9 protein-coding genes are annotated in these 13,827 nt (G+C 34.0%); 7 read left to right on the top strand and 2 right to left on the bottom strand.

From position 1 onward, the window contains the following. Window positions 1-159 precede the first annotated feature (159 nt). The 6 genes from CLV73_RS12235 to CLV73_RS12210 all read left to right on the top strand — a co-directional run bounded on the left by CLV73_RS12235 (window position 160) and on the right by CLV73_RS12210 (window position 8,468). Window positions 160-1,221: a helix-turn-helix domain-containing protein gene (locus CLV73_RS12235; protein WP_100377184.1), complete on the top strand. Its 1,062-nt coding sequence runs from the start codon at window positions 160-162 to the stop codon at window positions 1,219-1,221. Between the two features lie 80 nt (window positions 1,222-1,301). Then, window positions 1,302-3,476, top strand: coding sequence for a TonB-dependent receptor domain-containing protein (locus CLV73_RS12230; RefSeq protein ID WP_100377183.1), 2,175 nt, complete (start codon window positions 1,302-1,304; stop codon window positions 3,474-3,476). Window positions 3,477-3,916: 440 nt separating this feature from the next. Continuing rightward, window positions 3,917-4,831 carry a dimethylarginine dimethylaminohydrolase family protein gene (locus CLV73_RS12225; RefSeq protein ID WP_100377182.1) on the top strand — a complete coding sequence of 305 codons (915 nt, stop codon included), beginning with the start codon at window positions 3,917-3,919 and terminating at the stop codon, window positions 4,829-4,831. Between the two features lie 16 nt (window positions 4,832-4,847). Beyond that, the gene (locus CLV73_RS12220; RefSeq protein ID WP_100377181.1) at window positions 4,848-5,660 is read left to right on the top strand and encodes a hypothetical protein; all 813 of its coding nucleotides are present in this window, start codon (window positions 4,848-4,850) and stop codon (window positions 5,658-5,660) included. 3 nt (window positions 5,661-5,663) lie between these two features. Beyond that, on the top strand, window positions 5,664-6,587 hold the full coding sequence (ctlX, locus tag CLV73_RS12215) for a citrulline utilization hydrolase CtlX (protein WP_100377180.1): 924 nt from the start codon (window positions 5,664-5,666) through the stop codon (window positions 6,585-6,587). A 123-nt stretch (window positions 6,588-6,710) separates the two neighbouring features. Then, complete coding sequence (locus CLV73_RS12210; protein ID WP_100377179.1) at window positions 6,711-8,468, top strand: discoidin domain-containing protein; 1,758 nt, start codon at window positions 6,711-6,713, stop codon at window positions 8,466-8,468. A 27-nt stretch (window positions 8,469-8,495) separates the two neighbouring features. Here CLV73_RS12210 and CLV73_RS12205 read toward each other — a convergent pair whose 3' ends face one another. Then, complete coding sequence (locus CLV73_RS12205; RefSeq protein ID WP_100377178.1) at window positions 8,496-9,377, bottom strand: alpha/beta hydrolase; 882 nt, start codon at window positions 9,375-9,377, stop codon at window positions 8,496-8,498. Between the two features lie 78 nt (window positions 9,378-9,455). After that, window positions 9,456-11,717, bottom strand: a complete 2,262-nt coding sequence (locus tag CLV73_RS12200) for an outer membrane beta-barrel family protein (protein ID WP_100377177.1) — start codon at window positions 11,715-11,717, stop codon at window positions 9,456-9,458. A gap of 320 nt (window positions 11,718-12,037) precedes the next feature. Here CLV73_RS12200 and CLV73_RS12195 point away from each other — a divergent pair, with 320 nt between their 5' ends. Next, on the top strand, window positions 12,038-13,807 hold the full coding sequence (locus CLV73_RS12195; protein ID WP_100377176.1) for an Ig-like domain-containing protein: 1,770 nt from the start codon (window positions 12,038-12,040) through the stop codon (window positions 13,805-13,807). Window positions 13,808-13,827: the final 20 nt, after the last annotated feature.

Here is a 13,827-nt window from a genome sequence, read left to right as displayed (position 1 = left end):
ATATTTCTTAGAAAAATATATATGTTACTGAAATTGAATTCAATAATTTATTAATTTTACTTTTATGAAATTATTGGTATGATCAAAGCCGAATGATTGAATAACAGGTATGATAAAGAACTGTGGAATCATTTGACTCACCATAAAAAATAAATTATTATGACTTTCGGACAACAGATGTTATTTTTCTTCAGCGCAGTAGGAGCATTCAACGGATTGCTGCTGGGCATTTATCTGCTGTTTGTTAAGAAACTGAAATATCTCCCGGATTTTTTTCTTGGACTTCTCTTGCTGATGCTGAGCACCAGAGTAGGAATTGCTGTATGCATTTACTTTTATCCGGATCTGCCGAGAATTATTCCGCATTTGGGACTCTCTGCTTTATTTTTTACAGGTCCGGCACTCTATTATTACGTGAAATCTTCCTTTCAACAGGAGCAGTTTGATTGGAAGAAATGCCAGAAATGGTTTGGAATACTGATCATCATTTTAGGAGCTGTCGGTTTATTATATCTGCTTTTCCCGGTTACATGGGAACATTATTTCGGAACCTTTATTTATACTGTCTGGTCCGTATTTGTATTCCTTACGGTGTATCAGTACTACAATTTTTCAAAGCAAAATCTTAAAAATCCAAACCAATTTGTTCTTCCGGTTCTGATCAGTAATATAATCATCTTTCTGACCTATCAGCTGATCTCAACAGGTTGGGTGCATATCTATTGTGCAGGAGGAAGTCTTGTATTTTCATTTGTGCTGTATGCGAACTTTTTGATTTTATTCAATAAAAAATATCAGCAGCTTCCGGTAAAGGAAACTGAAAGATACTCCAATAAAAAGATCTCCGGAGAACAGGCAGACAGCTTTTCGTCCAGATTAGAGCGCCTGATGAATACTGAAGAGCTTTATAAAAATCCCAATCTGAAATTAAGTGATGTGGCATCCAGAATGAATATCTCTGCCCATCAGCTTTCCCAGCTGCTTAATGATAATCTTGGTAAAAGTTTTTCTACCTATATCAATGAATATCGTATTAATGAAGTCTGTGAAAAGATAGAAAATGGCTCCTATTTAAAAATTGAAGAGATAGGATATGAAGTAGGATTTAATTCCAAATCGACTTTCTTTTCTACGTTCAAGAAAATTAAAAATACAACACCTCTTTTGTATAAACAGTCTCAAACCCTTACTGAATCAAGGTTTCAGAGTTCAAATTTATAATTCAGTACTGCGGAATTTTAATTTCAAAACCGCTATTCTGCCCCAAGCCGATACATTTGATGTCATAAAATTTAAAATCTATGATCTTCAAATTATGGTTCTTGCTGCTTCTGCTGTTCCTGTCAATTTTTGGAAAAGCTCAGGAAGCTGTCAAAGGAAAAACCGCGGATTCTCTGGCTGAGGCAAAAACTTCAACAACGAATATTTCAGAAGTCATTATTCAGTCAGCTCCACGAAAAATGAAACTGAATGAAGGCAATCTTGTACTGTCTGTTGCCGGAAATAAAGACTTTAAAACTTCCACGCATCTCCTTGATGTTTTAAGAAAAACACCTGGGGTTACAGTAGATCAGGAAGATGGAATTTTTATTGGAGGCAGAATCACTCCCGCTGTTTTTATTGATGGGAAACCCGTTGTTATGAGTAATCAGGAGCTGCAGGCCTATTTGCGGTCTTTATCTCCCGAAATGGTAGAATCTGTTGAAGTGAATACCAATCCATCTTCTAAATATGATGCAGAATTTAAAGGAATTATTGATATCAAACTAAAAAAGAATGTCAGCCTTGGCTTGAAAGCAAGCTATAATGGTAATATTTATGTTAATAAATTCAACTATCGGGAAAATGCATTTAATATATCTTATCATACAGGGAGAGTAACATACAATCTGCAGACGGGTTATAATGAAGGGATTTCAACCTATCGTTATCATGCTTTGCAACGATTGACCAATACCAATATTATGCGTACCCAAACCTATCAGGAAGATGCCGGAAAAGTTTACAATTTTCAGGCGGGCGCAGATTTTAAGCTGAATGATAAAAACCGGCTTGGTATTAATCTGAGAGGTAATTTCCGGAATAATGACAGAATACGCAACGGATCACTTTATACAACTGATAAAACCGAAACCCAGTTGGTACTGAATACCGCCAGTGAAAATCCCACAGATTATTCTCAGGACAACTATGGGATGACAGCCGATTATTCTTTTCAGAATAAGGGTTTTAAGCTTGCTTTTTTAGGGAACTATCTTTCAGTCAAAAATAAACAGAATGATGATTTTATCAATAGAGACCGGACTAATACTGAGGTTTTATCATACTGGAAATCTGATCTGGTGAACAAAATCGGCATTTATACAGCACAGATAGATGCATCTCAGAAGATAAAAGAGACCGATATTGAAGCAGGGCTTAAATACAGCCATTCAGATACGAATAACAATATCAGGTATGATACATTATCTGTTGCCAATCAGTTCGTTTTTGATCCTTCGAGAAGCAATGTATTTTCGTATAAAGAAAAGATCTGGGCAGGTTATCTTGCATACAGGCAAAAGATAGGAGACTTTCAGATCAATGCAGGATTAAGATTCGAGAACACTAACAGTATTTCCAATGCCATTACTGTGGACTCTGTGGTTTCCAGAAACTATCTGAAGTGGCTGCCGTCTTTAAGCGCTAGCTATACTTTTAATAAATCCAGTGAATTTTCTCTTTCCTATAGTAGAAAAATAACGAGGCCGGCATTTTCGCAGCTTAATCCGTTCAGATTTTATTTCAGCCCGTTAAATTACTGGATAGGGAATCCATACCTGTTGCCTTCCTTTACCAGTCAGATTAAAGCAACGTATCGGTATAAAAACTGGATCACAAGCTTTACAGCCGGAAAAGAAAAAGATGTGATGACACGGTATCCCCTGTACAATCCGGAAACAAATGTATTGGAATATTTAGGAACGAATCTTCCCTACCGGAACTTTGCTGTGCTGGAAACAAGCTTTCCTGTCAGAATTACAAAATGGTGGAATATCACCAGTCAGATTTCCGGATATTATAATTACGAATTCAGACCTTATCTGGATGAGGTTTTTGCATTGAACATTTATAATTACGAAGTTAGAGTTAATCAGGTATTTTCACTTCCAAAAGGATTTACTGTAAATGTATTTGGTGCTTATGAATCTAAAACAGGAAACAGTCTCTATATTATTAAGCCACGGTATACTGTAGATGTATCAGTACAAAAGGCATGGTTTGATAATAAACTCAACACAAAAATCGGGATTAATAATCTGTTTGATTCTTATGATCAGCGATTGGAATTCCGGCATAAACAGATCATGGATAACCGTTTTACACACTGGTGGGACAGCAGCAGGCTGGTATTTTCACTCAGTTATAACATGGGAAGTTCAAAATATCAGGTCAAAGAAACCCAGAAGACGGAAGAAGAAAACAGGGCGAGATAAGAAAACCTGCTTGAAAAGCAGGTTTTCGTTTTTTATATGGACATACACATTTGTCACATGTCGAGATATAACAGTTTCCTGTAAGTATCTCAACCTAATTTTTGTGCGTTTTTCGGTACGGATTTTTTGTCTTCAGGATTTTTGGGTATTTGACTGTTAATCGCTTATGTTTAATTTAAAAAAAATTATGTTACTGATATGTGATCTGCAATTAATTAAATTTTAATGTTAAATAATTAACAAACAATATATTGTTAATAAAATTATCTAAATAAACGCAGTATTCAAGCAAATAAATGATTTAGTCTGGCGATGAACTTAAGTAAAAACCTGCAATAAGAAGATTTTGCAGAATAATACTTAATTACCAGCCTAAAAACCGTACAAAAGTTTCCCAAATAGAGACCTTTACTTATATTTGTAGCATTGCATAAATCTTTATGAAACTAAATATAAAAAATGAAACGGGGAGGCTGAAATCTGTGGTTTTAGGGCAACCCAATTCAATGGGAGCTGTTCCTACGCTGGAAGAAAGCTATGATGCTAAATCTTATTACACGATAGAACATAATATGTATCCGAAGGAAGCTGACATTATTAATGAAATGAATGCTTTTGAAGCGGTGCTGAAAAAATATGATGTAGAGGTTTTGCGCCCGGAAATTATAAAAGATTATAATCAGGTTTTTGCCAGAGATGTGGCGTTTGTGATTGATGATAAAATGATCATTTCAAACGTAATCGCAGACAGAGCAGATGAGCAGGGAGCTTATAAAAAAGTTTTTGAAAAAGTAGCCTGGAGAAAAATTATCAATCTTCCGGAAACTGCTCATATCGAAGGAGGCGATGTTATTGTCTGGGATGACTTCCTTTTTATAGGAACGTGTTTCAGTGAAGATTACAGAAGCTATAAAACAGCCAGAACCAACGAATATGCTATTGAAATCCTTAAGGAATATTTTCCTAAAAAAAGAATTATCGATCTTGAGCTAAAAAAGAATGATAAAGTCCCGTATGAAGGGATCTTACATCTGGATTGTACTTTCAATCCTGTTGGGAAAGATAAGTGTATTATTTACAAAGACGGTTTCGTGGACGAAAGTGATTATAATTTAATCATCGACATTTTTGGCGAAGAAAACTGTTTCCATGTTACGGCGGAAGAAATGTTTGAAATGTTTCCGAATATTTTTTCCATCTCACCGGAAATTGTTGTTTCAGACAAAGCATTTACAAGAATGAATAATCATCTTAGAAATGAATGGGGAATGGCCGTTGAAGAGATTCCTTATCGAGAAATTTCTAAAATGGGAGGTTTGCTGAGATGCTCTACGATGCCTTTAGTTAGAGAATAAAGTAAACTGAAACAGATTGAAAAAAATAATTCTCTTTTTTCTTTTATTCTTTATATCTAAAACTTATTCTCAGCAAAAACTCAACTGGGCCGAAGTTTTATATGGAGATATTAAAAATCTAAGAGAAAATAAAATAAAAACGTTAAAGCTTAAAAAAGGAAATAAAGTTTTTCGTTCAGTTACAGTAATTTCCGAAAACTCGATTATTGTAAAAGATTCTTTGGCAGAATTTTATTTTGAATTTGATAATGAAGATAGATTGATTTCTGTAAAGTCAATTAAGGAGAAAATACAAGAAAAATTTGGATTAAACTTTAAAAATAACTTTGTCAATGGGATCTCAAAATTAACTGATGAAAAAGGAGTTGAGATATACAACCAACTTTCAAAAGTTTACTTTAATAATATTTCTTACGAAGAAAAAGAAACCTATAGCTTTGATAAAGAGAAAAAGGACTCTCTGAATGTTTTCAGAACGAAATATTTTTTTAATGAACAAAATCCGGAATTAAGCTATAAAGAAACGTATAATAACGGAAAGACTTTTGGAAGGAAATATTTTAACGATACCGAAGTCTGGAAAGAAAAATTTAGTGACTATTATGTAGTAGATTCTATTCTGAAAAAAGATTCATCCATAGATACAAAAAAAGAGTTTGTAAGAATGTCGAAATCAATAACAAGAAACGGACGGCTCTTAAAATATTTTAAAGATTTAGAAGTAGAAGTAGTAACATTTTCAGACAAAAAATACAATATTAATCTTTCTGAACATCCCGACTTTTTATCCTTTCCTATATATACGTTTTTAACTAAAGAAAAATATTAAAAAATGCAAACAACAGATACAGTATTAATGATAGAACCGATTGCGTTCGGTTATAATGCAGAAACGGCAAAAAACAATTATTTTCAGATTGAGCAGACAGGTTCTGATATTCAGTCTAAAGCTTTGGCTGAGTTTAATACGTTTGTCGGGAAACTAAGATCTAAAGGAATTAATGTTATTACCATAAAAGATACATTAGATCCTCATACTCCTGATTCTATTTTTCCGAATAACTGGGTGAGTTTCCATAAAGACGGGAAAGTGGTTTTATATCCGATGTTTGCTTCAAACAGAAGAGTAGAGAGAAGGGATGATATTATAGAAAGCATTCAGGAGCAGGGTTTTGAAGTAACTGAAATTGATGACTGGTCGTTTCCGGAAACTCAGGGACACTTTCTGGAAGGAACCGGAAGTATGATTTTTGATCACGATAATAAAATTGCATACGGGTCGGTTTCTTTACGATTAGATGAAAATCTATTCAGAGAATTTTGTGAAAAATACGGTTTTACACCGGTCGTTTTCCATTCATATCAAACGGTTGGAGAAGAAAGACTTCCGATTTATCATACCAACGTCATGATGTGTGTAGCGGATCAATTTGTTGTTATTTGTTTAGATTGTATCGATGATAAGGCAGAAAGAGAGAAAGTAACCGAAACGATTAAAAATTCAGGAAAAGAAATCATTGAGATTTCGGAAGCACAAATGCAGCAATTTGCAGGAAATATGCTTCAGGTTCAAAATAAAGACGGTAAAAAGTTTTTGGTAATGAGCCAGACTGCCTACCAATCATTAAGTCCAAGTCAGATTTCTGCAATAGAGAAATATTGCGAAATTATCTACTCAGACCTGAATACGATTGAAGTAAACGGTGGAGGTAGCGCACGTTGTATGCTGGCTGAAGTTTTCTTACCCAAAAAATAATTCGTTTTAAGGATATAGACTAAAACTTCCGGTTGCAAATTCAGCCGGAAGTTTTTTATTAATATCGGCTCTGAAAATGCTTCAAAAAATTAGGCTAAATTTGCAATAATGAAATAGGCTATTATGATAAAAAAATTAATGATAAGTTTAGGAATCTTTATTGCGATATGCTCTTATTCCCAACAAAAAACATTCTGTAATCCTATCAATATTGATTACGGATATACTCCTTTCGAATCTTTTTCGAAACAGGGAAAACACCGTGCTACTGCAGACCCGGTCATTGTAAATTTTAAAAATAAGCTGTTTCTTTTCTCAACCAATCAGGAAGGATATTGGTACAGTGATGATATGCTCGACTGGAAGTTTGTAAAAAGAAAATTTCTTAGAGATAATAAATATATCCATGATTTGAACGCTCCTGCAGTTTGGGCAATGAAAGATACTTTGTATGTTTTTGGTTCTACCTGGGAACAGGATTTCCCTATCTGGAAAAGTACAAATCCGACAAAAGATGACTGGAAAATAGCTGTAGATACTCTGAAAGTCGGAGCTTGGGACCCGGCTTTTCATTATGATGAAGATAAAAATAAATTGTACTTATATTGGGGATCAAGTAACGAGTGGCCATTATTAGGGACTGAAGTTAAAACCAAGACCTTGCAGTCGGAAGGTTTTGTGAAGCCTATTTTAAGGCTGAAACCGGAAGATCACGGTTGGGAAAGGTTCGGGGAATATAATGATAATGTTTTCCTGCAGCCTTTTGTAGAAGGAGCTTGGATGACAAAGCATAATGATAAATATTATATGCAGTATGGTGCCCCTGCAACAGAATTTAGCGGGTATTCTGATGGTGTATATGTAAGCAAAAATCCTTTGGAAGGATTTGAATACCAGCAGCACAATCCGTTTTCTTATAAACCGGGAGGTTTTGCCAGAGGAGCGGGACACGGCGCAACATTTGAAGATAACTACAAGAACTGGTGGCATGTTTCAACAATTTTTATCTCCACTAAAAATAATTTTGAAAGACGTCTGGGAATCTGGCCTGCCGGATTTGATAAAGATGATGTCATGTATTGCAATACCGCTTACGGGGATTATCCGACCTATCTTCCGCAATATGCACAGGGAAAAGATTTTACCAAAGGATTATTTGCAGGCTGGATGTTACTGAATTATAATAAACCGGTTCAGGTTTCATCAACATTGGGAGGATATCATTCCAATTATGCGGTGGATGAAGATATTAAAACATACTGGAGTGCGAAAACAGGAAATGCCGGTGAGTGGTTTCAGACTGATCTAGGTGAGGTTTCTACCATTAATGCTATTCAGATCAATTATGCAGATCAGGATGTTGAATTTTTAGGGAAAACCTTAGGCAAAATGCATCAGTATAAAATCTATGGTTCGAATGATGGTAAAAAATGGAATGTTATTGTTGATAAAAGTAAAAATACTAAAGATGTTCCTCACGATTATGTAGAACTGGAAAAACCTGTAAAAGCAAGATTCCTGAAAATGGAAAATTTAAAAATGCCGACAGGAAAATTTGCATTGAGCGGTTTCAGAGTATTCGGAAAAGGAGCGGGAAGTGTTCCTCCAAAAGTTCAGAATTTTGTTCCTCTGAGAGCCGATCCCAAAAAATATGGTGAGAGAAGAAGCATCTGGATGAAATGGCAGCAGAATTCCGATGCATACGGATATGTAATTTATTGGGGAAAATCTCCTGATAAGTTATACGGAAGTATCATGGTATATGGGAAAAATGAATATTTCTTTACCGGAGCAGATAGAACGGATGCTTATTATTTTCAAATTGAAGCTTTTAACGCGAACGGTGTTTCAGAAAGAACAGAAGTTTTTAAATCAGAATAAATTAAAAATACAAACGCCTTGATTATTTCAAGGCGTTTTTGTTTTATCAACTGGTTTTAGAAATTGATAAATTGAGTTAATTACAAAAGGAGCATTGCTCTCATTACTCCAATCCAAATGACCGCCGGAAAACTCATAAGAACGGTTATAAACGTTATTTTTATTCAGAACGGAATCTAAAATTTTCTTTTGAGACAGAGGGATAACCTGATCTCGATTCCCATAAAAAGAAATAGTAGGAGGAGAGGTTTCATTGATCCATAAAACAGGATTGGGAATATCCAGATTAGTAATATCTGTTGGGGTAGGCTTAGTTAAATCGATCATATGCTTTTGAACAAAAGAATAATCGGTGTAATTGGCAAAATTAGGATCACGCAAATCGGAAGGTCCTACAATATTTACGATAGCTTTTACTTTCGTTCTGTATTTACTGTCGAAAAGCCTATTATAACCATATAGTAATGATAAATGTGCACCAGCACTATTTCCAAGCAAAATAAACTGTGGATCAATTTTTTTTGCTGATGTTTTTTTAACCAAAAAATCTAAAACGCTGTCAATATCATTGGTTTGATTGGGAAGAATAAAGCTCGTATTATCTGCAAGCCTATAATTGATATTAGCGAAAGCATAATCAGGAAATTTTTCCATCATAGAAAGTGCAAAATAATTAAGATTTGATTTGTCCCCTGCTTTCCAGCCACCTCCATGAATAAGAACAAAAATGCCTTTTATTGAACTTCTGTTTTTGGGAAGATAGAAGTCTAACTTTTGCTCAGAATTATTTCCATATGAAAGATTCTTTTCTACAGTAAAAGAAAGATTCTTTCCGAGCATGATGGTTTCTTCTTTTTTGCAGTTAAGGAGAATTAATAAGAGAAATGAGAACAGCAGATAGTTTTTCATAATTATAAATATAACAAAACCCACTGAGAGATCAGTGGGCCATTGTACAAAATAAATATATATGAAGATGATTGTGTATTAACGTGTTCTGCTTTTGATATCATCCGAAGCTCCTTCAATAGTTCTTACTTTCTTTACTTTCTGGTTTCCGAAGTTGTAAACAATACTGAAAGTCATTCCGAAATTATATCTGTTCTGATGAATATAATTATAGTTCCCGTTGCTTTGGTAGTCTTCGATTTCAACAACATTTGTTTTTAGAATATCATTTACATTTAAAGCAAAGGTCCATTCGTTCCAGATTTTTTTAAGGCTCATATCAAGACTCATCAGGTTCTTCAATACCCCAAGTTCTATCTGTTGTTTATCCACGAAGAAATAATTGACTCCTAAAAACCACGTTTTATTTTTGTCTAAACGTATGGTATTATTGGTTTGAATAACAATACTTGTGGAGTTTCTCTTATTGGTATAAATAAGTTGTTTTCCATCTTTATCCCAAAAAGAATCACCAGTTGTAGGATCTATTGCTAAAGTTCCATCGTTAACATTATGCTGAACTCCAATATTAAAGTTGGTAGTTAGATATTGTTTAAAGAATGACTTCTGAACCCCTAACATTGCAGACATCTCTTGTTTATCACCAAAATTGGTTCTGATATATCGAAGTACACTTTTTTTACTAACAGTACCGTCCTGAGATTTTGCAAAGCCCTGAAGCGGAACCTGGGTAATGACATCTTTAAATAATGAGTGATTTAAAATTAGGAAATATGAGTTCTTGTACATATAGGTCAATTCCTGATTATAGGTAGAAGAAGCTTTCACAAAAGGGTCATTTTGTGTATAATTGGTTTCTGTTAGAATATTTCTGACAGGGTTAAGCTCCCAGAAGCTAGGCCTTCTCATTCTGCTTGAAAATGCATAAGAAATATTGTTTTTATCATTAATAGCATAGTTCAGACTAAGATAAGGCAACAGATTATTATAATTTCGCTCAATTCTTCTAAGGTCTAAGCTGGGAGCATTATCTGAAGTTCCCAAACTATTGGTGATCTCATATCTTGTTCCTATTTTCCCGGAGAACTTATCCGAAAATTTCTTTTCTAAAGTAAGATATAAACCATAAATGCTTTCATCATAAATAAAGTGATTTGGAGTTGGTGTTACACCATTATCATCATAGGTAAAGTTCTTGGTGTCATTATCGGTTTTTGTTTTATTATAGTTTCCTCCCAATGAAACTGTAAAATCATTTTTAAATTTTTTGATATAATCTACAGTTCCGGAAAAGTTGTTAATGACCTGTGGTAAATCCTGTATTACACGTTGATCCAGAACAGTATAGTTTCCGAAAGAATCTTGTGACCAGGTTCCATTATCTGTAAACTGAAATCTTTTATAATTAAGATAGGCCGCATTCAAATTTAGCTTACTTCCCAAAGAATCGGTCTTAAGCTCATAATTTAAATTCAATGAATTATTATAAGACCTTGCATTTTCTCTGTTTCTTGAATTGGTATAGTTGGTTTCAAATTTTTGTGTATCCGGATTATAAGCCCGCACAGTATTGAAAAGATCAACCGTAGAATTATAACTTCTATTTGCCCAAGAATTCCACGTAAGAGCTATATTGCTTTTATCTGTAAGTTGATAATCGATATTCAAATAACCTCCTAAGTTTTTATTTGGATCATTAATATCTCCTACTGACTCGTTAGAATATTCACTGTTTCCATTTCTTAAAGTGTAGGTTTGGGCTTCAATGTTTTCTCCACCATTTAAATTGGCGCTAATTCCCAACTTATCTTTTCTATAATTTACAGAGAAGCTTGCAGAACTTGCATTGTATTTGTTTTGAGAATTCGCCATTCTCATATTTCCGCTGGTTCCGTCACTCATTTTCTTTTTCAGGATAATGTTAATGATACCATCAGAAGATTCTACCTGATATTCACTTCCGGGAACAGTAATTACTTCAATTTTCTGGATATTTTCTGCCGGAGTATTCTTTAAAAACTGCGTTAAAGACTCTGTATCCATATTGGTTTTTCTACCGTTGATGTAGACCAGGGCATTGTTTTTTCCTGCAATCTTTAATGTTTTATCATCAGTTGTAGATAGAAGAGGAGTTTGTTTTAAAAGGTCAAAGGTTGTATTTCCTTTGGCTACAGGAGATGCGGCGACATCGTAAACAAAACGGTCGCTTTGTTTTTTAAATACCTGTTTTTTTAAAGTAACAGCTTCAATATTTTGTGTTTTTGCAGTATCCTGCTTTTTTTGCTGAGCGAAGGCTAATCCGCTGAAGAATATGGCTGCGATGAGAATTGGCGTTTTCATAATTTTATTTTTAAGAGTGTTTTATGTTTAATAGCTTGTATTTGTTATTATTTAACATTGCAAAGATATATAATAAATTAAGTATTATGCAATACAAAGTACTAAAAATATTTTAAAATTAATTTTAACTACTTGATTTACAGTTGTTAAAATTTAAATGTTAATTTTAAACTTTTTGATTATCTACATAATAAGACAACTGTAACCTAGATTTTGTTACAGCAGATTAGAAAATATTTAAATAATAAAAATGAATATGAAAATAATATAAAGTTTCACTTAAAAATCAATATTTTAGACTGAATTTTTTAATTAATAATATGAGGAAATTTTATTTTTTATTTTTAATGTTATCGTTGGTATTTTCATGTAAAGATGAGTCTTTCGTGGAAACGGGTAACGAAAATTTAAATCCCCAATCAAACTATAATTTTGGAAGTACAACACAAAAAGACTTTCAAGGTGTCATTTTAGATACAAATGGAACTCCTATTTATGGAGCAACAGTGCAAATTGGGACAACTTCGGTTGCGACTAATTACAAAGGTTTTTTTATCTTAAAAAATGCTTCTGTCCAAGAAAATTTTGCCCACATTAAAGTAACGAAAGCAGGTTTTATAAATGCTTCACGAGTTTTAGTTCCTTCTAATGGGATGAATCGTGTAAACATTATGATGATTCCGGAAAAGCTTACTTCTACGGTTTCTTCTGGAGCAACATCAACGGTTTCTCTTGCTGACGGCACAAAAGTAAAATTTGATGGTAGTTTTAAAGACGCCAACGGTAATGCTTATTCAGGAAGTGTAAGTGTTTCTCTTTATCATTTAGCGCCTTCTAATACCTATTTAAATGAATTAATGCCGGGTTCGTTTTTGGCAACGAGTTCAAACGGAAGTGCAAGAATAATGGAAACTTTTGGAATGTTGTACGTACAATTAACGGGAAGTGCAGGTCAAAATCTTCAAATTGCGACTGGACACACTGCTGAAATTACCATGCCGATAGATGCGTCACAGTCATCAACATCGCCTAGTACAATTCCTTTATGGTCTTACAACGAAAACACTGGAATGTGGAATGAAGAAGGTTCTGTAACAAAAGTTGGAAACACTTATGTAGGAACAGTAAGCCATTTTTCTTGGTGGAATTGCGATATACAGCTTCCTCAAGCAACATTAAAAGTTACAGTAAAAAACAATACAGGGCAACCTTTGGCTAATGCTAAAGTTACTCTTAAAAGAAATTCGCAAACCTACGAGGTTGCAGGTATTACAGACAATAATGGAGTAGTGACAGGTATTATCCCAGCTGGTGAAAGTTTAGTTTTAAAAGTGTATGATAACTGTAATTCGATTGTTTATACCTCTACTGTTACACCAGTTACGGCGGGTAATCTTTATGTCTTACCAGATATTGTGGTAACACCTTCGGGAACAAATTATATTATCCAAGGAAATCTTAAAACCTGTACAAATGCAGATGTAACAGATGGATTTGTAACACTAAAAGTTGTGAATGGAACATATTTTCAGTATGTTTCAGTGCCAGTGAGTAGTACCGGTATGTTCAGCGCCAATATTTATTCATGTAATTCAGGACAACAGTTTGTTTTAGAAGCTTTTGATACTGCAAACATGCGATCTACGGGAGAAATAAATGTTACACCAACAGCAGCAACAACTAATTTGGGAAATATAACAGTTTGTACTGGGATAAGTGAATTTATTATGTATAAATTTGATAATCAATCATCTAAAAATCTGCTACCTCCAATAGGCGCGGAATATTCTTCAAGTACAAATGCTATGGTGGTTACCTGTTATCCTCCAAATTCAGCATTAGGAGGCTTTCAAATGATAGTTCCAAATATATCGGGTGTGGGAACTTATAATACGTTCAATTATCTAGATGTGATAGGAAGTGGCTCGTCACCAAATGGAATCCCATCTTCTGGAAGTACTTTAACATTACAAATAAGTAATTTTGGAGCAATAGGGCAATATATTGATTTTACAATCAATGGAACCTACACCAATTCTACAGGAAATCATACGCTTTCTGTAACAGGACACGTTATCAGAGATAATTAAAAGTTGTCAGAACATTTAAT

It is taken from the genome of Chryseobacterium geocarposphaerae (assembly GCF_002797535.1).
In the GTDB taxonomy this organism is placed as follows: Bacteria; Bacteroidota; Bacteroidia; order Flavobacteriales; family Weeksellaceae; genus Chryseobacterium; species Chryseobacterium geocarposphaerae.
The sequence above is the reverse complement of the archived record's forward strand: the minus strand, read 5'-3'. Positions and strand labels throughout refer to the sequence as shown.